The following is a 22,227-nucleotide window of genomic DNA, read 5'->3' as shown; positions in this document are numbered from 1 at the left end:
ACTGTTTGGTTATTTACATGGGGTACTAAATCGTCGCCGCGACCGTGTCCGGGCGCGCTGCCTCTTTCACTGTAGCTCTTACCGTCAGCTTTTGTCGGCAGATTTGGGCGCCATCTGCTCCAGGCTCTTGCATTCGTTTGCCAGCTGCTGGCCCTTCTTGGAATCGAGGAGCATGCCTTTGGCCGGGATGCCGATCCAGATCAGACCTTTTTTCGTATTCTCGAAGCGGTTGGCACCGGTCGTGGTCGTGACGCGGTCCATGTGGTGCAGGCGCTTGTTCCACTGCAAGGCGATCTGGTCCTTGTCGGCGAGTTGGTAAATCGTCAGCTTGTTGCCCAGTTCGCAATCGTAGGGGGTGCCGCTCAGACCGGTGACGTCCGGCTCCTTGTCGTCGTCATGGGACGAATGCGCGTCCTTGGGGGTAGCAGCGGCCTTTTTTGCAGGCGCCTTCTTCTCGGGCTTGGCGGTTTTGGCGGGGGATGCAGGCTTGGTTTCCTCTGCCATCGAGGGCATGACGAAGCCGATGCCGGCGACCAGAAGAAGGATTGCTGATACGGTTTTCATGGGGGTGTTTCCTTTAGTGCGCGCCAAGTTGATCAAGTAAGTGCATGAATGCATGCAGCGTCGCGTATCCTACAACAGCCTAGAGCAAAGTTGCAGCTGAATCGGGAATTGGCATGCCGCTCGCCTTGGCGCGTTGCAGAATCGTCCAGTAATAACGGTAGCTTGCTCGGTCGTGCAGCTTGCCGTTGTGCTGGATGGGACCCCATTGCACAGCCTGCGCATCGGTCAGGATATTGATCGCTTCATGGACTTCCGAGCTGCGCGGCGACAGCGCCTTCAGAATTGGCTTGATCTGGTCGGGATGGATGCTCCACATGCGCGTATAGCCGAATTCGGCAGCGGCGCGGTTTGCATCATTGGCAACGACCGCGGTGTCCTTGATTTCGGTGGTGACGTTATGTGACGGAACCTTGCCGTGCGCATGGCAGGCTGCGGACATCTCAAGCTTCGCGCGTACCACCAGTGGATGCGTGAACTGGCTCGGGGAACGCATCGCATTGCCTGGAATTGCGCCGAAGTGGGATGACACAAAATCCATGATGCCGAAAGACAGGCATTCGACCTCGGGCAGGGCGGCGATCGCATGCACCTCGGCCAGCGCGCCATGCGTCTCGATCAGGACGTGTACCGGAAGATTGTCGCGGCCCGCCTTTTTGGCGTGCCGCTTGATGATGGTGATTGCACGTTTGACTTCAGCCGCGCTGTTGACTTTGGGCAGTACCAGGTAAGCCAGGCGCTGGGCTGCGCCCTTGCAGATGATCTCGACGTCCTGTTCGAAACAGGGATGGCTGGTGTCGTGAACCCGGGCACCTATGCGGCCGAAGCGGTTGCCTTCACCGGCGATCAGGGACGCGACCAGGCGGGCGTGCGCTTCCTCATTGCCGGCGCTGGCGCCATCTTCGCAGTCGAAAGTGATATCGAAAACGGGACCAAGCTCTTGTTGCAGGGCAATCGACTTTTGCATCAGCTTTTCGGAGCCGGCATAGTGGTCGCAGACCGGAATGGAAACCGGCATGTGCGTGCCCTGGAATAAGACCTCGGAAGGGTGCATGTGCAGCGTTGCGTACTTCAGTTGTGTTGCGGTGAACGGAGGAACAAGTGACGCCGCTGGAATGCGCCGGCGCGCATCACTTGTCCTGTCGCTGTGAGGCTTAGCCGACGAGGTGCTTGACGCCTTCGCGCTCTTCGAGCAGTTCCTTCAGTGTCAGGTTGATGCGCTCTTGCGAGAATGCATCGATTTCCAGACCCTGAACGATCTTGTACTCGCCGTTCTCGGTAGTGACCGGGTAGCCGAACATGGTGCCTTCCGGAATGCCGTAGGAACCGTCGGACGGAATGCCCATGGTGGTCCACTTGCCGTTGGTGCCGAGCACCCAGTCACGGACGTGGTCGATCGCCGCGTTGGCGGCCGAGGCTGCGGAAGACAGACCGCGTGCTTCGATGATCGCTGCGCCGCGCTTGCCCACTGTGGGCAGGTATACGTCCTTGATCCATGCCTGGTCGTTCACCAGTGTGTTGGCCGGTTGGCCGTCGATGGTGGCATGGGTGAAGTCGGCGTACATGGTCGGGGAGTGATTGCCCCAGACGCACAGCTTCTCGATCGAAGTGATCGGCTTGCCGACCTTGGCAGCCAGTTGCGACAGCGCACGGTTGTGGTCCAGGCGCAGCATGGCGGTGAAGTTCTTGGCGGGCAGGTTGGGTGCCGATTTCATCGCGATGTAGGCATTGGTGTTGGCCGGGTTGCCGACCACCAGCACCTTGACGTTGCGGGACGCGACTGCGTCGAGTGCCTTGCCCTGTACGGTGAAGATCTGTGCATTGGCTTCGAGCAGGTCCTTGCGCTCCATGCCCGGGCCGCGCGGACGTGCGCCGACCAGCAGGGCAACATCGATGTCCTTGAATGCAGTCATCGGATCGCTGTGCGCGGTCATGCCGGCCAACAGCGGGAATGCGCAGTCGTCGATTTCCATCATCACGCCCTTGAGCGCTTTCTGGGCCTTTTCATCCGGGATCTCGAGCAACTGCAGAATAACCGGCTGGTCCTTGCCCAGCATGTCGCCGTTGGCGATGCGGAACAACAGTGAGTAGCCGATTTGACCGGCGGCGCCGGTAACGGCAACGCGCATTGGGGCTTTAGCCATGGTGAATCTCCAAAGTGGGAAAGAAAACGGACGAAACTTTTTACGAAAATTTCTGCAAGCCTGTAATAATACCGTCGAAAGCTCTTCAACGACAGCCAACCGAGGTCTTCCACCGGATTCGCGTGCGCTGCAAACAGGCTTCCTGTGCGGCTTGCGTCCTGCCAATATTGCACGCGAGTGTAGGCTTCCATTGGCGGTCTGTCAATGAGTATCTTATATCTTATATAAGACATATGTCATGGCAGTTTTTGCTGGACTGCAAGGTGGGTTTTGTGGTGAAATCCTGTCATGAGTTCCGCTACGTCCAATCCGACATCCAATGGTGCGCCTTCAGCAGGCGCGGGAGCCGCTGCTCCCGGAACTTCACCGACCTTTAGCCCCCTCTATCAGCAGATCAAGGCGCTCATCCTGCAAAGCCTGCAGTCGGGCGAATGGAAGCCCGGCGAGCTGATTCCGAGCGAGGTCGAGCTGGCCAATCGCTTCAAGGTCAGCCAGGGCACCGTGCGCAAAGCCATCGATGAGCTGGCTGCCGAAAATCTGGTCGTGCGCAGGCAGGGCAAGGGTACCTTCGTCGCGACGCACCATGAGGCGCGCGCGCAATTCCGATTCCTGCGGTTGATGCCGGATGCCGGCGAACCGCACTATGCCGACAACAACATCCTTGAGGTCAAGAGACTGCGCGCGCCCGCAGAAGTGGCGCGCCAACTGGATATCAAGTCGGGTGATTCCGTTATTTTCATCAAACGCGTGCAGTCGTTCGACGGCGCGCCTACGATCGTCGAAGAGCTGTGGCTGCCTGGAGTGATCTTCAAGGGGCTGACGGCGGAGCGTCTGGTCGAGTACAAGGGGCCGATGTACGGCCTGTTCGAAACCGAGTTTGGCACGCGCATGATTCGCGCTTCCGAGCGTATTCGTGCGGTGGCGGCCGATGAGCCCACTGCGGAGTTGCTCAATGTCGCGCAAAATACGCCCTTGCTCAGTGTCGAACGCGTGTCCTACACCTACGGCGACAAGCCGGTGGAAGTGCGGCGCGGACTGTACCTGACCGAAAACCATCACTACCAGAATGACCTGAGTTGAAGGAAATTCAAGGCTGGAAATGCGTTCTGGGTATGGTCGCTTGGCGAACGGAAAATTGTCTTCGGTGAAGATATGTATTGGTGTGCCGCACAAAAATCGGCGAAAATTACGGGATTATTAAGCTCAGGGAGGTTCTCTCATGTCGGAAGCCGTACAGAAAAATCGGCAAAAATTTGGCGTGATGCGATTTGCAGATATAGCGCATTACAAGCTACCGTTGGCGGCCTATCTTTCAATTCTTCATCGCATCAGCGGCGCGATGATGTTTGCATTACTCCCTTTCATTCTCTACCTGCTGGACCGCAGCCTCACTTCGGAGATTTCCTTTGAGTATTTCAAGGGCTTCACCTCAGGCTGGTTCGTCAAGCTGATCATCCTGGGCCTGGTCTGGGCATATCTGCATCACTTCTTTGCCGGCTTCCGCCATCTGCTGATGGACTTCCATATTGGCGTCGACAAGGAAAGCGGTCGCAAGAGCTCGGTGATCGTATTCGTCATCAGCTTGGTGCCGACCGCATTGGTTGCATTGAAATTGTTCGGAGCGTTCTAAATGGAAAACAACAACATCGGGCCGAAGCGGCTCGTCGTCGGCGCGCATTACGGTCTGAGGGACTGGATGGCGCAGCGCGTCACTGCGATTGTGATGGCCATTTACACCATCATCCTGCTGGTTGCATTTTTGACTGGAAGTAATTTCAGCTACGAAGGCTGGGCCGGGCTGTTCGCCCATCAGTGGTTCAAGCTCGCAACATTCGTCACCTTCGTTTCGCTGCTGTACCACGCCTGGGTCGGCATGCGTAACATCTGGATGGATTATGTGACGAAGTCGGTTGCGGCGCGTCTCGTATTGCAGGTTGCCACACTCCTGTGGCTGGTCGGTTGCGCTGGTTGGGCGGCGCAGATTATCTGGAGAGTGTAATCGTGGCAGCAATCAAACAATCTATTCCTACCCGTCGTTTTGATGCGGTTATCGTCGGCGCCGGCGGTTCCGGCATGCGCGCTTCGCTGCAATTGGCTGAAGCCGGCCTGAACGTCGCGGTATTGTCAAAAGTATTCCCCACCCGTTCACATACCGTTGCGGCGCAAGGCGGCATCGGTGCATCCCTGGGCAACATGTCCGAGGACAACTGGTACTGGCACATGTTCGACACCGTCAAGGGTTCGGACTACCTGGGCGACCAGGATGCCATCGAATTCATGTGCCGCGAGGCGCCGAAGGTCGTGTACGAACTCGAACATTTCGGCATGCCTTTCGACCGCAATCCTGACGGCACGATTTACCAGCGTCCGTTCGGCGGCCATACCGCAAACTTCGGCGAAAAGCCTGTGCAGCGCGCCTGCGCAGCGGCCGACCGTACCGGTCACGCGCTGCTGCACACGCTCTACCAGCGTAACGTGCGCGCCAAGACCCATTTCTTTGTCGAGTGGATGGCGATCGACCTGATCCGCGACCAGGACGGCGACGTGCTCGGCGTGGTTGCGCTGGAAATGGAAACCGGCGACGTGATGATTCTCGAAGCCAAGACCACCTTGTTTGCAACCGGCGGTGCAGGGCGCATTTTCGCCGCATCGACCAATGCCTTCATCAATACCGGCGACGGCATGGGCATGGCGGCACGCGCCGGCCTGCCGCTGCAGGACATGGAGTTCTGGCAATTCCACCCGACCGGCGTATCCGGCGCTGGCGTGCTGATTACCGAAGGCGTACGAGGCGAAGGCGGTATCCTGATCAACTCCAACGGCGAACGTTTCATGGAGCGCTATGCGCCGACGCTGAAGGATCTCGCGCCGCGCGACTTCGTGTCTCGCTCGATGGACCAGGAAATCAAGGAAGGCCGTGGCTGCGGTCCGAACAAGGATCACGTGCTGCTCGATCTGCGTCACATCGGCGCCGATACGATCAAGAAGCGTCTGCCGTCGATTCTCGAAATTGGCCACAAGTTCGCCAACGTCGATGCGACCAAGGAACCGATTCCTGTCGTGCCGACCATCCACTACCAAATGGGCGGTATCCCGACCAATATCCACGGGCAGGTCGTGGTGCCGAAGAATGGCATCCCGAACGAAGTGGTCAATGGCATGTATGCCATCGGCGAATGCGCCTGCGTATCGGTACACGGTGCAAACCGCCTGGGTACCAACTCGCTGCTCGACCTGGTGGTGTTCGGTCGCGCTGCTGGCAACCATATCGTTGCCAGCAACCTTAAGGCCAAGGACCACAAGCCCTTGCCTGCCGACGCCGCCGATGTCGCCTTGTCGCGCCTGGCACGTCTGGAAACCAGCACCGGTTCCGAGCGCGTGCAGGATGTCGCCAACGCGATCCGCTCGACGATGCAGCAATATTGTGGCGTATTCCGTACCGACGAACTGCTGCAGACCGGCTTCAAGAAAATCATGGAACTCGACGAGCGCCGCAAGCACGTGTCGTTCAAGGACAAGTCCAAGGTCTTCAACACCGCACGCGTCGAAGCGCTCGAACTGGACAACCTGATCGAGACAGCGAAGGCAACGATCACGTCGGCAGCAGCCCGCAAGGAATCGCGCGGCGCCCACGCCCATCGCGACTATGAAAAGCGCGACGACGAAAACTGGATGAAGCACACGCTGTGGTTCTCCGAAGGCTGCCGCCTCGACTACAAGCCGGTCAACACCAAGCCGCTGACCGTTGAAACCTTCAAGCCTAAAGCACGTACTTTCTAAGGTAGGAACATGGCACGTACCCTGAAATTTTCAATCTATCGCTACGATCCGGACAAGGATGCGAAGCCGTACATGCAGGACCTGACAGTCACCCTGCAGGACACCGACAAGATGCTGCTGGACGCGTTGCAACGCATCAAGGCCGACGTCGATGACTCGCTGGCATTGCGCCGCTCCTGCCGTGAAGGTGTGTGCGGCTCCGACGCGATGAACATCAACGGCAAGAATGGTCTGGCATGTACCACCAACCTGAACGAGTTGAAAGAGCCGATCATCCTGCGTCCCTTGCCTGGCCTGCCGGTCATCCGCGACCTGATCGTCGACATGACCCAGTTCTTCAAGCAGTACAACTCGATCAAGCCTTACCTGATCAATGAAACAATTCCGCCGGAAAAGGAGCGTCTTCAGACGCCGGCGGAACGCGAAGAGCTCGATGGCCTGTACGAGTGCATTCTGTGCGCCTGCTGCTCGACATCGTGTCCGTCGTTCTGGTGGAATCCGGACAAGTTCGTCGGTCCGGCAGGTCTGCTGCAAGCCTACCGCTTCATCGCCGACAGCCGTGACCAGGCGACCAGCGAACGTCTCGACGACCTCGAAGACCCGTATCGCCTGTTCCGTTGCCACACCATCATGAATTGCGTCGATGTGTGTCCGAAGGGTTTGAACCCGACGCGCGCCATTGGCAAGATCAAGGAACTGATGGTTCGCCGCGCGGTATAAGTCAGTATCAGGGTAGGGCGGAAGCATTGCTTCCGCCTTATTTCATGAGTGGGTTGTCGTTGCAGGTATTGACCGATGCCGATAGTCCATTGATGAAATAGAGTGAACAAAAAACTATGTCTAACACCCATCAAGCCGATCCGATCAAGCGTGCCCGTTTGCGCTGGCGCGCCCGCCGTGGCTTGCTCGAAAACGATCTGATCGTGACGCGCTTTCTGGACGCCCACGAAGCTACGCTGAGCGACGAGGAAGTCGATGCGTTTTCGCGCCTGATGGAACTGTCTGACAATGAATTGATGGACTTGCTTTTGGCGCGCAAGGAACCCGAGGGCGACGCGGATCTTCCGCACGTTCACGCGTTGCTAGCGAGACTGCGCGCTGCCTGAAAACAGCCGGCTACAGGCTGAACCAGGTGAAGTTATCCGGTTTTTTTTACAATCGACTCACCCCTCCTCACTAGAAGGAAGAGACATGACAAACTCTGAATCCAAAGCAACCCTGTCGTTCTCCGACGGATCTCCGTCGCTGGATATGCCGATCTACAAAGGCACAATCGGCCCGGACGTCATCGACATCCGCAAGCTGTACGGCGCTACCGGCAAGTTCACCTACGATCCGGGGTTCATGTCCACCGCGGCCTGTAACTCGTCGATCACCTATATTGATGGTGACAAGGGCGAGCTGCTGTATCGCGGCTATCCGATTGAACAGCTCGCGGTCAATTGCGACTTCCTCGAGACTTGCTACCTGCTGATGAACGGCGAATTGCCGAACGCAGAGCAGAAAAAGAAGTTTGTCACCACCGTGACGAATCACACGATGGTGCACGAGCAGATGCAGTTCTTCTTCCGTGGTTTCCGTCGTGACGCGCACCCGATGTCGGTGCTGGTCGGTACCGTCGGCGCGCTGTCCTCGTTCTATCACGATTCGCTCGACATCAACGATCCGCACCACCGCGAAGTATCGGCAATCCGCCTGATCGCCAAGCTGCCGACGCTGGTTGCGATGGCATACAAGTATTCCGTCGGTCAGCCTTTCGTCTATCCGCGTAACGACCTGTCGTACTCGGCCAACTTCATGCGCATGATGTTCTCCAATCCATGCGAAGAGTACAAGGTCAACGACGTGCTGGTGCGTGCGCTGGACCGCATCCTGATCCTGCACGCAGACCACGAGCAGAACGCATCGACTTCGACCGTCCGTCTGGCCGGTTCGTCGGGCGCCAACCCGTTCGCCTGTATCGCTGCCGGTATCGCCTGCTTGTGGGGCCCGGCTCACGGCGGCGCGAACGAAGCGGCACTCACCATGCTGCGCGAGATCGGTTCGGTCGACAAGATCGGCGAATTCGTCAAGCAGGTCAAGGACAAGAACTCCGGCGTCAAGCTGATGGGTTTTGGTCACCGCGTCTACAAGAACTACGACCCGCGCGCGAAGCTGATGCGTGAAACGTGCCATGAAGTGCTGAACGAACTCGGCCTGCAGGACGATCCGCTGTTCAAGCTGGCGATGGCACTGGAAAAGGTTGCGCTGGAGGACGAATACTTCGTCAGCCGCAAGCTCTATCCGAACGTGGACTTCTACTCCGGTATCGTCCAGTCCGCACTGGGCATTCCCGTTTCGCTGTTCACGGGTATCTTCGCGATGGCTCGTACGGTCGGCTGGATCGCCCAGTGGAATGAGATGATTTCCGATCCCGAGCAAAAGATCGGACGCCCGCGCCAGTTGTTCGTCGGCTCGGCCAAGCGCGACGTGCCACCAATGGCACAGCGCGGTTAATCGTATCTGCCGTCAAAAAAGCGAGCCTGCGGGCTCGCTTTTTTTATGTGCTGAAAATTGACAATGAATGGCGCTATCCATATTCATCCAGCAGATTTTTCATCCAGCAGGTTCCGGCCATGGAAATTTCCTGCGCTGCAGAATAGGGCTACCGATCAGGAACGCGATGGCTATGTTGCAAAACTGTTCATGCCTGACTTGCTCCACATGGTTTTCACACGTGAAACTCGCGATCTATTCGACCTTATCTGAACACATTTGTCGTGAAGCTTTGTCCGCATCGAGGTGTGAGTCCGCTGGCAGGGCAGGGCCAGCCTCCAGCCTCGACGGGCATGCACAGCATTTTGCCCTAATGCATTTAGTCGATATTGATGGCGTAAGTTCTATGCTATGCTAGCGTTTCCAAAAATTCTGGTACCACCTCAGGTCGTCACGTAGCCCTTCCCCACAACTTGATGTGCGATCCGCTAACCGGTCAGGCCGTGTCGCGGAAGGTTATATAAACCCGCTAATCTCGCGAAACGCGAAGAAAGGTGAGCAAGATGATGCAGCAGTACTTCTCCAATTCCTACCTGTTTGGAGGCAACGCACCGTACGTTGAAGAACTGTACGAAGCGTACCTCAACAATCCCGGCTCCGTGCCTGACAACTGGCGTGCATATTTCGATGCAATGCAGCATGTTCCTGCCGTGGATGGCACGACCAAGCCCGATGTTGCACATGCTCCCGTGATCGCTTCGTTCGCCGAACGCGCCAAGCAGGGTCCGATCCGCACCGTTGTGGCTTCGCAAGACGTCGAAATGGGCCGCAAGCGCGTCGCTGCCACCCAACTGATCGCCGCTTACCGTTTCCTCGGCAATCGCTGGGCGAACCTTGATCCGCTGCAGCGCCAGGAACGTCCGCCGATTCCGGAATTGGATCCGAGTTCCTATGGTTTCGCCGATGCCGATATGGACATCGTGTTCAATATCAGCAATACCTATTTCGGTCCCGAAACCGCTTCGCTGCGCGACTTGCTCCAGGCATTGCGCGACACCTATTGCCGTTCGATCGGCGCCGAATTCATGTACATCAGCGACCCCACGCAGAAGCGCTGGTTGCAGGAGCGTCTTGAGTCGGTTCGCTCGACGCCGAATTTCTCCGCCGAGAAAAAGAAACACATCCTCGATCGCCTGACTGCGGCCGAAGGCCTCGAACGTTATCTGCATACCCGCTACGTCGGCCAGAAGCGTTTCTCGCTCGAAGGCGGCGAAAGCTTCATCGCATCGCTGGATGAAACGATCCAGCGCGCAGGCGAGAAGGGCGTGCAGGAAATCGTTATCGGCATGGCGCACCGCGGCCGCCTGAACGTGCTCGTGAACACCCTGGGCAAGATGCCGCAAGATTTGTTCGCCGAATTCGAAGGCAAGCACGCGGACGACCTGCCTGCAGGCGACGTGAAGTATCACCAGGGTTTCTCCTCCGATATCTCGACACCTGGCGGTCCGATTCACCTGTCGCTGGCGTTCAACCCATCCCACCTCGAAATCGTCAACCCGGTGGTCGAAGGTTCGGTCAAGGCGCGTATGGAACGCCGCGGCGACAAGGACGGCTCGCAAGTCATGCCTATCCTGGTGCACGGTGATGCCGCGTTTGCCGGTCAGGGCGTAGTGATGGAAACGCTGAACCTGGCCCAGACACGCGGCTACGGCACAGGTGGTACCGTTCACATCGTCATCAACAACCAGATCGGCTTCACCACGTCCGATCCGCGCGATTCGCGCTCGACACTGTACTGCTCCGACGTGGTCAAGATGATCGAAGCGCCGGTATTGCACGTCAATGGCGACGATCCGGAAGCTGTCGTATTCGCGACCCAGATCGCGCTGGACTACCGTCTTGAATTCAAAAAAGACATCGTGGTCGACATCATTTGCTTCCGCAAACTCGGCCATAACGAGCAGGACACACCTGCACTGACCCAGCCGCTGATGTATAAGAAGATTGGTCAGCACCCGGGCACGCGCAAGGTGTACGCCGACAAACTGGCGACTCAGGGCACCATTTCTGCTGATACGGGCGATGCCATGGTCAAGGCCTATCGCGACGCGATGGATGCGGGTAAGCATACGGTCGACCCGGTCATTTCCAACTTCAAGAGCAAGTACGCGGTTGACTGGATGCCTTTCCTCAATCGCAAGTGGACCGATGCTGCGGACACGGCGGTGCCGCTGGCGGAGCTCAAGCGTCTGGCCGAGCGCATCACCAAAGTGCCGGAAGACTTCAAGGTGCATCCGCTGGTCGAAAAAGTGCTTGCTGATCGCGCTACCATGGGTCACGGCGAACTCAATCTTGATTGGGGCATGGGCGAGCACCTGGCCTATGCATCGCTGGTGGCGTCGGGTTATGCAATCCGCCTCACTGGTCAGGATGCGGGTCGCGGCACCTTCGTTCACCGTCACGCCGTATTGCACGATCAAAAGCGCGAGCGCTGGGATGCGGGTACCTATATTCCGCTGCAAAACGTGTCCGACAATCAGGCGCCGTTCGCCGTCATCGACTCGGTGCTGTCGGAAGAGGCGGTGCTCGGTTTCGAATACGGCTACTCGACTGCTGAACCGAATACGCTGACCATCTGGGAAGCGCAGTTCGGCGACTTCGCCAACGGTGCGCAAGTCGTCATCGACCAATTCATCAGCTCCGGCGAAGTGAAATGGGGCCGCGCATCCGGTCTGGTCATGATGCTGCCGCACGGTTATGAAGGTCAGGGTCCGGAACACTCTTCCGCCCGTATCGAACGTTATCTGCAGCTTTGCGCCGACAACAACATGCAGGTGGTGCAGCCGACCACTGCTGCGCAGATTTTCCATCTGCTGCGTCGTCAGATGATCCGCCTGTTCCGCAAGCCGCTGGTGATCGCAACGCCGAAGTCCCTGCTGCGTAACAAGGATGCAGGATCGCCGCTGTCCGAACTGGCCAAGGGCTCGTTCCAGACCGTGATCGGCGAAGTCGACGAGAAGATCGATCCGAAGAAGGTCAAGCGTGTGCTCGCCTGCTCGGGCAAGGTGTATTACGACCTGGTCAATGCACGCAAGGAGCGCGGCGTCTCCGACGTGGCGATCGTTCGCGTCGAACAGCTGTATCCGTTCCCGCACAAGGCGTTTGCTGCCGAACTGAAGAAGTTCCCGAACTTTGTCGAACTGGTCTGGGCGCAGGACGAACCGCAGAACCAGGGCGCATGGTTCCAGATCCAGCACAACATCTTCGAGAACCTGGAAGACGGCCAGAAACTGGCGTACGCCGGCCGCCCGGCCAGTGCGTCGCCGGCTGTCGGCTACTACGACAAGCACTATGCGCAGCAGAAGGCATTGATCGACACCGCGTTCTCGAAGCTCAAAGGCTTCGTCCTTACAAAATAAAGACCCGTCGGCGCGCTAGAAGCTGGCGCGCCGAATGAACACACCGAAACGGAGAGTTACATGGCAATTATTGAAGTCAAAGTTCCGCAACTGTCGGAATCCGTCGCGGAAGCGACCCTGCTGGCCTGGCATAAGAAGGTTGGCGAAGCCGTCGCCCGCGATGAAAACCTGATCGATATCGAAACCGACAAGGTAGTGCTCGAACTGCCCGCGCCCGACGCCGGCGTGATCATTGAATTGCTCAAGGGTGATGGCAGCACCGTTGTCGCCGGCGAAGTCATCGCCAAGCTGGATACCGAAGCCAAGGCCGGCGCCGTCGCAGCTCCTGCGGCAGCGTCAGGCGCTGCGCCTGCAGCCGCCCCTGCTGGTGACCCGGTGGCTGCAGCCATTTCGAATCTGGCTTCGAATGCCGCCGCCGGTGTCGCAATGCCTGCGGCTGCGAAGATGCTGGCCGACAACAAAATGACGACAGCCCAGGTGCCCGGCACTGGCCGCGATGGCCGCGTCACCAAGGGTGATGTGATCACTGCCCTGGAAAACAAGCCGGCCGCACCGGCGCCTGTCGCTGCGCCCGCTGCCAAGCCGGCGCTGCAGCAAGTTGCCGCTCCCGGCGGGCCCAACCTCGGCAATCGTCCGGAAGAGCGCGTGCCAATGAGCCGCCTGCGCGCACGTATCGCCGAGCGTCTGCTGCAATCGCAATCGACTAATGCAATCCTGACGACGTTCAACGAAGTCAATATGCAGCCGGTCATGGACCTGCGCAACAAGTACAAGGACAAGTTCGAGAAAGAGCATGGCGTGAAGCTCGGCTTCATGTCTTTCTTCGTGAAGGCCACGGTTGCCGCACTGAAGAAATACCCGATCCTGAACGCTTCCGTCGATGGCAACGACATCGTGTACCACGGCTACTTCGACATCGGTATCGCGGTCGGCTCGCCGCGCGGCCTGGTCGTGCCTATCCTGCGCGATGCTGACCAGATGAGCATCGCCGACATCGAGAAGAAGATTGCCGAGTATGGCGTCAAGGCCAAGGACGGCAAGCTGACGCTGGACGACCTGACCGGCGGCACCTTCTCGATTTCCAACGGTGGCGTATTCGGCTCCATGCTCTCGACACCGATCATCAACCCGCCGCAGTCCGCAATCCTGGGCGTGCACGCAACCAAGGACCGCCCGGTCGTTGAAAACGGTCAGATCGTGATCCGTCCGATCAACTACCTGGCTATGTCCTATGACCACCGCATCATCGACGGTCGCGAAGCTGTGCTCGGCCTGGTGGCGATGAAGGAAGCACTGGAAGATCCGGCACGCTTGCTGCTGGACCTGTAAAAAGTCATGCGCTGAGTACACGGGGCAGGGAAGATTTCCTGCTCCGTGTGCCTTGTCCATCCTGCGGAAAAATAGGTTAGGTATATGTCGAAAAATTTTGATGTGGTTGTCATCGGCGGCGGTCCCGGTGGCTATATCGCAGCGATCCGTGCTGCGCAACTCGGCTTCAGCACTGCGTGTATCGATGAATGGAAAAATGCCAAGAACGGCCCGGCACCGGGCGGTACCTGCACCAACGTCGGCTGCATTCCCTCCAAGGCGCTCCTGCAGTCGTCCGAACATTTTGAACACGCCGGTCATTCCTTTGCAGACCATGGCATCGAGGTTAAGGGACTCGGCCTGAATCTCGGTCAGATGCTGGCACGCAAGGACACCATCGTTAAGCAGAACAATGACGGCATCCTGTTCCTGTTCAAGAAAAACAAAGTGACGTTCTTCCACGGTCGCGGTTCTTTCGTCAAGGCAGGCGCCGACGGTTACGAGATCAAGGTGGCTGGCGCTACCGAAGAAAGCATTACCGGCAAGCACATCATTGTTGCGACCGGTTCGAATGCACGTGCATTGCCGAACGCAGCGTTCGATGAAAAACTGATTCTGTCGAACAGTGGCGCGTTGGCGATCGACGCGGTGCCAAAGAAGCTGGGCGTGATTGGCGCGGGCGTGATCGGTCTGGAGATGGGTAGCGTATGGCGCCGCCTCGGTGCAGAAGTCACTGTGCTGGAAGCATTGCCGACTTTCCTCGGCGCGGTCGACGAACAAATCGCCAAGGAAGCGAACAAGCTCTTCACCAAGCAAGGCTTGGCGGTCAGCCTCGGCGTGCAGATCGGTGCCGTTACCACAGGCAAGAAAGACGTCACTGTCGAATACACCGACAACAAGGGTGCGGCACAGAAGGCGGTATTCGACAAGCTGATCGTGTCGATCGGCCGCGTGCCTAACACTATCGGTTTGAACGCAGAAGGCGTCGGCCTGAAGCTGGACGAACGTGGTTTCGTCGCGGTTGATGGCGACTGCAAGACCAGCTTGCCGAATGTCTGGGCCGTTGGCGACGTGGTCCGCGGGCCGATGCTGGCGCACAAGGCGGAAGAAGAGGGTGTAGCGGTTGCCGAACGCATTGCCGGACAGCATGGGCATGTGAACTTCAATACAATTCCCTGGGTCATATATACATCTCCGGAAATTGCATGGGTCGGCAAGACCGAACAGCAATTGAAGGCCGAAGGCGTCGCTTACAAGGCGGGTACCTTCCCCTTCATGGCTAATGGCCGTGCTCGCGCACTCGGAGATACCTCGGGTATGGTGAAGTTCCTGGCCGATGCCAAGAGCGATGAAATCCTCGGCGTACACATCGTAGGCCCGATGGCGTCGGAACTGATTTCCGAAGCTGTCGTGGCAATGGAATTCCGCGCTTCGGCGGAAGACATTGCACGTATCTGCCACGCGCATCCGTCCCTGTCCGAGGCGACCAAGGAAGCCGCACTTGCCGTTGACAAGCGTTCGCTGAACTTCTAGGAGCTGCCACATGCGCCACCTGATCCTGCTACTGCCACTTGCACTGGCTGCATGCGCAACAACCGGATCAGGCGGCAGCGGCATTGCAATCGATACTGCTGCCGGCGGTCAGGCATTGCCGGGTGCGAACTGTATCGTCAGCACCAACGCGGGAAACTGGAATGTCCTAACCCCTGCAACGGTTAATGTCGGCAGTCCCAACGGCGACTTGCGCGTCATCTGCAACAAGAGCGGTTACCGGACATCGGAGATGGTCTTCAGACCATCCAATCCATTGGGTTCCAGCGTGGGATTGGGAGCCGGCGGTGGAGGTGGTCATGTCGGCGTCGGTGTCGGACTCAGTTTTCCGATACGGCTGGGTGGTGGAAGCTATCCATCACGCGTGACCGTCGATATGAATCCGCAATAGTGCAGTTCTGTTTGCTAAGGCAATCAATCGCGAACGATGCAAGGACTGCCTTTGTTTTGGCAAGCTGTCCGATGGTGAGATGCGTCGGGTGCAATCCGGTTTAGTTGGAATTAGAAGTGGGCGAGCCGGTCTCGCCCATTTTCATGTTTGCCACATGCTTCGCGTTGCGCGGCAGAGGCCAAGAGTGAAAACGATATGAACGTCAGGGAGTTTTACGAGCACGCACTTGCCCAGCGCGGCTATCAGTCCGATGAAGCGCAGCGACGGGCGGTCGATCGCTTGCAGCAGGCATACGAAGACTGGGTCGGCTACAAGAATCAGCGCTCCAGTACTTTGCGTCGTCTTATCAGCCGCCCCGAGGTGCCGCGCGGCGTGTACATGTGGGGCGGCGTCGGACGCGGCAAGTCCTTCCTGATGGATAGCTTCTACTTGGTGGTGCCGGTCGTGCGCAAGACGCGGCTGCATTTCCATGAATTCATGCGCGGCGTGCACCGCCAATTGGACGACCTGAAAGGCGTCGCCGATCCGCTGAATGAGGTCGCTCGCCGCATCGCCAAGAAACACCGGCTGATCTGCTTTGACGAATTCCATGTGTCCGACATTGCGGATGCGATGATCCTGTACAACCTGTTGAAGGCGCTGTTCGAAAACGGGGTGTCTTTCATCATGACATCGAATTACGTGCCGGACGCCTTGTATCCCGATGGGCTGCACAGAGATCGGATATTGCCCGCGATTGCCTTATTGAAGAGTCGTCTCGATGTGCTGAACGTCGATGCGGGCCTCGACTATCGCAAGCGCGTTCTTGAACAGGTGGATGCCTATCACACGCCCCTGGGGGCCACCGCAGATGAGGCAATGCGCACAGCCTTCGCCAACATCGCCGAAACTGCCGACGAAGATCCGCGCATTCATATCGAAGCGCGGGAAATCAAGGCTTTACGTCGTGCCGGCGGCGTCGTCTGGTTCGATTTCGCCACCTTGTGCGGCGGGCCTCGTTCGCAAAACGATTATCTGGAGATCGCCAGCCGCTTCCATACGGTCGTGCTGTCGAGCGTGCCGCAGATGTCGGCCGCGATGTCGTCCGAAGCACGGCGCTTCACCTGGTTGATCGACGTCCTGTACGACCACAAGGTGAAGCTGCTCATGTCTGCCGAGGTAGTGCCTGACCAGCTCTATACGGAAGGCATGCTCGCCAACGAATTTCATCGCACCGTTTCGCGTATCATCGAGATGCAGTCCTCCGAGTACATGCAAAGCGAGCGCCGCGATGTTGCGGGTTCGATTGCGTGACCGAATCTTCCGAAACGAGAATTCAGATGAAAGCCTTGCAACGTACGCTTTGTTTCCTGGTTGCAGCCGGCGCCTTCGCAGCATCATGCGCGGTATCGGCCCAGCAAGCCGGCAATCCGTCTTCCGGATCGGCTGACCCAAACAGTGTCGTCAGCCGCTTTCCGGCGGGCTCCATCAAATCGATCGAGATGGCAGATACTGCACTTGCCGACGCGAACAGGGAGCGTGCTGAAATTCAGGCGCGGTTTGCCCAGGAAGAGCAGGCATGTCATCCGAAATTCTTCGCCAGTTCCTGTGTTGAAGACGCCAAGGAAAGACGACGTCGCGCTCAACTCAAGCTGCGTCCGGTGGAAATCGAGGCAAATACCTTCAAGCGACAGGCCCGCGTAACGGCACGGGATGAGGCGCTCGCCACGAAGCGGCAAAAGGATGCTGCAGCAGGCATCGATCGCGACTCCGCGACTCCGCCGATGTCGTCAACTCCGCCGACTTCTGCAGCAAAGGGGAACGAGGCAGTTCAGGAACCATCGGAAAAAGCGCCAAAGAACAAGCCGAAACACGCACAAGGAAAACCGTCACCAGATCGTGCCGCGCGCCATGAGAGTCGTCAAGAGCAGGCAAGGGCAGAAGAGGAAGCAAATGCCGCAAAGCGCGCACAAAACATCGCCGACTATGAAAAGAAGGTAAAGGCATCCGAACAGCGCCAACAGGAAATTGCCCGGCGCAAGGCGGAGAAGCAGCAGAAAGTCGAAGAAAAGCGACAACTCAAGAACCAGGCCGCGCCGGCGGAAACATCGCCATCAGCGCCTGCCCCCGTTCCTGCTGCCGCTGGCGCCGCAAAATGAACATTCCCGATTGATATCGAACGCGACGGGGTCGATTCGAAATCGACCTTGGCTAGCGTCGCCTTTAGTCAAAAGCTGTCCGGCTCAAACAGCTCTTCGCATCTTTTCCGCTGTGTACGACTTGGTTTCCGTCACGGGTTCGGCAAGTTTGACAATAGCCAATGTGCAATTATCAGCGGACTGGCCCGAAGCGCGTTCGCGTACTTTGGTGATCAGTAGCTCTGATGCCTTTCGCGGCGAATTGACGGCAATCGCTGCGCCCAATTCGGCATCGGTGAAATAATGCCAAAGGCCGTCGCTGCATAATAAAAAAGCATCTCCTGCCTTCAAGCCGTCATAGCGGGCGACGGTTACTTCAGGTTCGCTGTCATGCGATCCCAATGCGCTGAGCAACACGTTTGATAGATGATGGTCACGCGCTTCGGCGCGGGAAAGCTTGCCTTCCTTGATCAGGCCTTCCACATAGGAATGATCGATCGTACGGTCCACACAGTTAGGTCCGTCGAAGCGATAGAGCCGTGAGTCGCCGACATGTGCCCAGACGGCGCTTCGCTCCGGTGTGATCACAAGAACAACAACCGTACTGTGGGGTTTCTTTTCCGAGGAAAATGCAGAAAGTTTGATAATCGTATGCGCATCACGTGCAATCGTCGCAAGCATGGTTGGCACATCGTCGGTTTGCGGTGAAAACAGATCAAAAGCCTGTTTTGCGGTACGCAGAACCTGCTCGGCCGCAAGCGCGCCGCCGCTCAATCCTCCCATGCCGTCAGCCAGCACCGCCATCACGTAACCGGGCGCTTTGGGGGCCGTGAACAAGCCAGTACGATCCTGCTGTTCGTGGCGATCGCCGATATGCTGTGCTGTCCCTGCTTCAATCTTGTATTGGCTCATACCTAGGAGTAGAGGAAACGTCTCGTTAAAAAATTATTGCATGCAGAAAACTTCGTCTTACTATTTGTAGGCATTTGTTACATCTCCTGTGGCTAAGGGATGTGGTGCTCAGCCTTTTGTTGTGTGTTGCAATGTTTCATTCAATTATCCTGTTTCATTCGAGCATCGTCTTTCAGTTTTAATATGGGCGTACGGCTGCATTGCTAGGCGCATTGCCTTTTCCCTCTTAAAATAACGGGTTACCGCATTTCCTCTATTGGCCATGATTCCAACTGCAGACATTCAACGACGTATTATCGAGTTAGAAGTGGAGCATCGTGACCTCGATGCGGTCATCGATTTGCTTACCCGCGATGCCCTGCATGATGAACTCCAGCTGCGGCGTTTAAAGAAGCGCAAGCTACAGCTCAAGGATCATATAACATTGTTGAAAATGCAACTAATTCCTGACGTCCCCGCTTAGGAAAATCAGAATTGCCTTCCGATTGCCTGCTTTGACCGACCACACTGTTTCTTCAGATTTCATTCCGGCCGCGGAAAACCACGACGCCGACATCGACAAGCTGTTTGGCGTGGCGGGCCCGCTCAGCCAGGCAGTCGGCGGTTTCAGACCGCGCCAGTCCCAGACCGAAATGGCAAAGGCCATCGCTAACGCGATAGCCGGCCGGCAAACGCTGATCGCGGAAGCCGGCACCGGCACGGGTAAAACGTTCGCTTACCTGGTGCCTGCCTTGCTGTGGGGCGGCAAGGTCATGCTCTCCACCGGCACCAAGAATTTGCAGGACCAGCTCTACCTGCGTGACATACCTACCGTGCGCAAAGCGCTGAATGCGCCGGTTTCCGTTGCCTTGCTCAAGGGGCGGGCCAATTACGTATGCCATTTTCATCTTGAACGCACATTGCAGAATGGTCGCCTGACATCGCGCGACGATGTGGGCTATTTGCGTGAGATATCGCGCTTCATGAAGACTACCAGTTCGGGTGACAAGGCCGAGCTGTCCAAGGTGCCGGAAACGGCTCCGGTGTGGAATCTGGTTACCTCGACCCGCGACACCTGCATGGGCGCCGAATGTCAGTACTACCAGGACTGCTTTGTCATGAAGGCGCGGAAAGAGGCGCAGCAGGCCGATGTCGTCGTCGTCAATCATCACTTGTTTTTTGCGGATGTCGCGCTCAAGGATACGGGCGTTGCGGAATTGCTTCCGACCGCAAATACTGTGATTTTTGACGAGGCACACCAATTGCCGGACACCGCCACGCTGTTCTTCGGCGAAACGGTGTCGACCTCCCAGGTCCTGGAATTGTGCCGCGACGTCCTCGCTGAGGGACTTGCGCATGCACGCGATGGTGCGGACTGGGCCAAAGTGGTCTCCACCGTGGAGCGTGCTGCACGCGACCTCAGGCTGGCGTTTCCGCAGGATATAGTCAGACTGGCCGTCAATCAGATCGCTCCGTCCAGCGCATTCTTCCCGGCGCTCGACACGCTGCGCGACGAATTGCACGGGATGACCGCCGTGCTCGAGACGCAGGCCGAACGCGCGGAAACGATAGAGCAGTGCCGCACGCGCGCAGTTGAACTCGGCAACAAACTTTCTGCATGGAGCAGCGCCAACAATGCAGGCGGCGCCGAGGCTGGTGCCGGCGATGGTGCACACGACAAGGTGCTGTGGGTCGAGGCATTTTCCTCTTCCCTGCAATTGCATCAGACGCCTTTGTCGATCGCACCGATCTTCAGCAAGCAGCGCGAAGGTTCGCCGCGATCCTGGATCTTCACGTCCGCCACACTGGCGGTCAAGAACGATTTCAATCACTACACCTCGCAAATGGGCTTGTGGAACGAGCCCGCCCAGTCGTGGCCCAGCCCCTTCGACTACCCCAACCAGGGTTTGCTGTACGTGCCGGAAAATCTTCCGCAACCGAACTCGTTCGACTATACCGATGCGGTCATCGACGCCGCCTTGCCGATGATAGAAGCAGCTGGTGGCCGTACTTTCCTGCTGTGCACGACGATACGCGCGGTCAATCGGGCTGCGGACCGGCTGCGCGAGGAATTCGAAAAGCGCAAGCTTCCTTTCCCGCTCATGGTCCAGGGCGAGTCGGGACGCACCGAACTGCTCGATCGCTTCCGTGCCGCCGGAAACGCTGTCCTGATCGGAAGCCAGAGCTTCTGGGAAGGCGTGGACGTGCGCGGCGATGCCTTGTCGCTGGTGATTATCGACAAGCTGCCGTTTTCGCCGCCCGACGATCCGGTGCTGGCCGCGCGTATCGATGCGATGGAAAAGAAGGGATTGAACGGGTTCGTTCATCATCAGTTGCCGGAAACGATCATCAATCTAAAGCAGGGCGCCGGCCGCCTGATACGCGATGAGCGGGATCGCGGCGTATTGATGATCTGCGATCCCCGCCTGATCTCCAAACCTTATGGACGCCGTATCTGGCAAAGCCTGCCGCCGTTCCGGCGCACCCGCGACGCTGCCATGGCGAAGGCGTTTTTTGAACCGGTCCAGGCCGATGCAGGACAGGCCACGCCTGCATAGCGCGGACGCACATAGGTTATGCTGCCGAGCATATCGGCGGCAAACCTCGCTATACTGGCGGAGCCGCCGCATTCTGCCTACGTCCGAAGAGAAACCATGCCAGAATCTGTTGTTTCATTAGTCCCGCTGCGTACCGCCGACCTTGCTGTCGGCAAGCCGTTACGGGAAGCAGTTTATGATTGGCACGGCAAGGTACTGCTTGCAGCGGGCTATGTGATTGAAAGCCAGACCCAGCTTGATGGTCTGATAGAGAATGGATTCATCAAGGATGCATCCTGGGATCTTGCCTCATCATTGCCTCCGTCGCGTCAACCGTTTGTCTCCGCGCCGCCGAAAAAGCCCGCTCCAGAGATTCCCAGGGAAGACCCGAATGCGAGCAAGGAAGTCATCGTTGGCATGGACGACGTACGCTGGTATGTCGGCGAAACGCTCTACCTGCAATTGATCGACAATCCCGCGGTGCGCTATACCGTGCGCATGATCGGCTTCGTCAAGAACAAGACAGTGTTTGTCACCGCACCCGCCATCGACGGGAAGTTTGAATTTATCCGGGAAGGACAGACCTTCGTCGTACGCGCATTTTCAGGAAAGAAGGCATATGCGTTCGTCACGGTGGCCGTCAAATCCATGCATACGCCGCATCCCTATCTTCACCTTGCGTATCCCAAGGAAGTTCGTTGCACGGTGGTGCGCAAGGGAGTACGAGCGGAAGTGGAAATCATCGCCGCAGTGTCGCTCGGCGCGCCAGGACGGGCCGGCGCGGCAATCGTGACCGACCTCAGCATGGGCGGGGCTTCCGCCACCATCAAACAAATTCTCGGGTCCAAAGGGGAAGAGGGCCAGATCAAGTTCAAGGTCCATGCCGCCGGCCAGGATGAATTCCTCAATCTGAAGACCGTGTTGCGGTCGGTAGCACCGTCCGAAAATGGTGACGGATTCAAGCATGGCTTTGAATTTGTCGACGTGTCGATTCACGACCGGCTGATTCTGTCGGCGTTTGTGCACCAGACCCTCGCAGAAGGGGACTGACCG

General features: G+C 57.8%; 20 protein-coding genes. 16 read left to right on the top strand and 4 right to left on the bottom strand.

Annotated features, from left to right (window positions below; genetic code table 11):
- Positions 1-84 precede the first annotated feature (84 nt).
- The 3 genes from D3871_RS09705 to D3871_RS09695 form a co-directional block, all read right to left on the bottom strand.
- The gene (locus tag D3871_RS09705) at positions 85-564 is read right to left on the bottom strand and encodes a hypothetical protein (protein WP_119768705.1); all 480 of its coding nucleotides are present in this window, start codon (positions 562-564) and stop codon (positions 85-87) included.
- Between the two features lie 79 nt (positions 565-643).
- Positions 644-1,615 carry an HpcH/HpaI aldolase/citrate lyase family protein gene (locus tag D3871_RS09700; protein WP_119768704.1) on the bottom strand — a complete coding sequence of 324 codons (972 nt, stop codon included), beginning with the start codon at positions 1,613-1,615 and terminating at the stop codon, positions 644-646.
- 100 nt (positions 1,616-1,715) lie between these two features.
- On the bottom strand, positions 1,716-2,705 hold the full coding sequence (locus D3871_RS09695; RefSeq protein WP_119768703.1) for a malate dehydrogenase: 990 nt from the start codon (positions 2,703-2,705) through the stop codon (positions 1,716-1,718).
- A gap of 288 nt (positions 2,706-2,993) precedes the next feature.
- On the opposite strand from D3871_RS09695, the gene D3871_RS09690 reads away from it, so the two are divergent.
- The 13 genes from D3871_RS09690 (at position 2,994) to D3871_RS09625 (ending at position 17,767) form a co-directional block, all read left to right on the top strand.
- Positions 2,994-3,785, top strand: a complete 792-nt coding sequence (locus D3871_RS09690) for a GntR family transcriptional regulator (protein ID WP_119768702.1) — start codon at positions 2,994-2,996, stop codon at positions 3,783-3,785.
- Between the two features lie 139 nt (positions 3,786-3,924).
- On the top strand, positions 3,925-4,335 hold the full coding sequence (gene sdhC / locus D3871_RS09685; RefSeq protein ID WP_119768701.1) for a succinate dehydrogenase, cytochrome b556 subunit: 411 nt from the start codon (positions 3,925-3,927) through the stop codon (positions 4,333-4,335).
- Entirely contained in the window at positions 4,336-4,704 is a 369-nt protein-coding gene (gene sdhD / locus D3871_RS09680) for a succinate dehydrogenase, hydrophobic membrane anchor protein (protein WP_119768700.1), read from the top strand.
- Between the two features lie 2 nt (positions 4,705-4,706).
- Positions 4,707-6,485: a succinate dehydrogenase flavoprotein subunit gene (gene sdhA, locus D3871_RS09675; RefSeq protein ID WP_119768699.1), complete on the top strand. Its 1,779-nt coding sequence runs from the start codon at positions 4,707-4,709 to the stop codon at positions 6,483-6,485.
- A 9-nt stretch (positions 6,486-6,494) separates the two neighbouring features.
- Positions 6,495-7,205: a succinate dehydrogenase iron-sulfur subunit gene (locus tag D3871_RS09670; protein ID WP_119768698.1), complete on the top strand. Its 711-nt coding sequence runs from the start codon at positions 6,495-6,497 to the stop codon at positions 7,203-7,205.
- A 116-nt stretch (positions 7,206-7,321) separates the two neighbouring features.
- Positions 7,322-7,591, top strand: coding sequence for an FAD assembly factor SdhE (locus D3871_RS09665; protein WP_119768697.1), 270 nt, complete (start codon positions 7,322-7,324; stop codon positions 7,589-7,591).
- 85 nt (positions 7,592-7,676) lie between these two features.
- Positions 7,677-8,981 carry a citrate synthase gene (gene gltA, locus D3871_RS09660; protein ID WP_199724748.1) on the top strand — a complete coding sequence of 435 codons (1,305 nt, stop codon included), beginning with the start codon at positions 7,677-7,679 and terminating at the stop codon, positions 8,979-8,981.
- Between the two features lie 542 nt (positions 8,982-9,523).
- The gene (locus D3871_RS09650; RefSeq protein WP_119768694.1) at positions 9,524-12,379 is read left to right on the top strand and encodes a 2-oxoglutarate dehydrogenase E1 component; all 2,856 of its coding nucleotides are present in this window, start codon (positions 9,524-9,526) and stop codon (positions 12,377-12,379) included.
- 60 nt (positions 12,380-12,439) lie between these two features.
- Positions 12,440-13,708, top strand: coding sequence for a 2-oxoglutarate dehydrogenase complex dihydrolipoyllysine-residue succinyltransferase (odhB, locus tag D3871_RS09645; RefSeq protein ID WP_119768693.1), 1,269 nt, complete (start codon positions 12,440-12,442; stop codon positions 13,706-13,708).
- Positions 13,709-13,792: 84 nt separating this feature from the next.
- Complete coding sequence (gene lpdA, locus D3871_RS09640; protein ID WP_119768692.1) at positions 13,793-15,220, top strand: dihydrolipoyl dehydrogenase; 1,428 nt, start codon at positions 13,793-13,795, stop codon at positions 15,218-15,220.
- Between the two features lie 10 nt (positions 15,221-15,230).
- Positions 15,231-15,629, top strand: a complete 399-nt coding sequence (locus D3871_RS09635) for a hypothetical protein (RefSeq protein WP_119768691.1) — start codon at positions 15,231-15,233, stop codon at positions 15,627-15,629.
- A gap of 195 nt (positions 15,630-15,824) precedes the next feature.
- Positions 15,825-16,922: a cell division protein ZapE gene (gene zapE, locus D3871_RS09630; RefSeq protein WP_119768690.1), complete on the top strand. Its 1,098-nt coding sequence runs from the start codon at positions 15,825-15,827 to the stop codon at positions 16,920-16,922.
- A 26-nt stretch (positions 16,923-16,948) separates the two neighbouring features.
- Positions 16,949-17,767 (top strand): hypothetical protein, encoded by an 819-nt coding sequence (locus tag D3871_RS09625; RefSeq protein WP_147376768.1) that lies wholly within the window; start codon positions 16,949-16,951, stop codon positions 17,765-17,767.
- An 84-nt stretch (positions 17,768-17,851) separates the two neighbouring features.
- On the opposite strand, the gene D3871_RS09620 is transcribed toward D3871_RS09625, so the two are convergent.
- The gene (locus tag D3871_RS09620) at positions 17,852-18,658 is read right to left on the bottom strand and encodes a PP2C family protein-serine/threonine phosphatase (RefSeq protein WP_119768688.1); all 807 of its coding nucleotides are present in this window, start codon (positions 18,656-18,658) and stop codon (positions 17,852-17,854) included.
- Between the two features lie 262 nt (positions 18,659-18,920).
- Between D3871_RS09620 and D3871_RS09615 the strand changes: the two genes are divergently transcribed.
- The 3 genes from D3871_RS09615 to D3871_RS09605 all read left to right on the top strand — a co-directional run bounded on the left by D3871_RS09615 (position 18,921) and on the right by D3871_RS09605 (position 22,224).
- Positions 18,921-19,121 (top strand): YdcH family protein, encoded by a 201-nt coding sequence (locus tag D3871_RS09615; protein WP_119768687.1) that lies wholly within the window; start codon positions 18,921-18,923, stop codon positions 19,119-19,121.
- A gap of 31 nt (positions 19,122-19,152) precedes the next feature.
- Positions 19,153-21,195, top strand: coding sequence for a DNA repair helicase YoaA (locus tag D3871_RS09610; RefSeq protein WP_420799635.1), 2,043 nt, complete (start codon positions 19,153-19,155; stop codon positions 21,193-21,195).
- A gap of 96 nt (positions 21,196-21,291) precedes the next feature.
- Entirely contained in the window at positions 21,292-22,224 is a 933-nt protein-coding gene (locus tag D3871_RS09605) for a flagellar brake protein (protein ID WP_158597899.1), read from the top strand.
- Positions 22,225-22,227 lie beyond the last annotated feature (3 nt).

This window comes from Noviherbaspirillum saxi (assembly GCF_003591035.1).
GTDB lineage: Bacteria > Pseudomonadota > Gammaproteobacteria > Burkholderiales > Burkholderiaceae_D > Noviherbaspirillum > Noviherbaspirillum saxi.
Note: the sequence above shows the minus strand (reverse complement) of the source record. Positions and strands in the feature narration are given on the sequence as shown.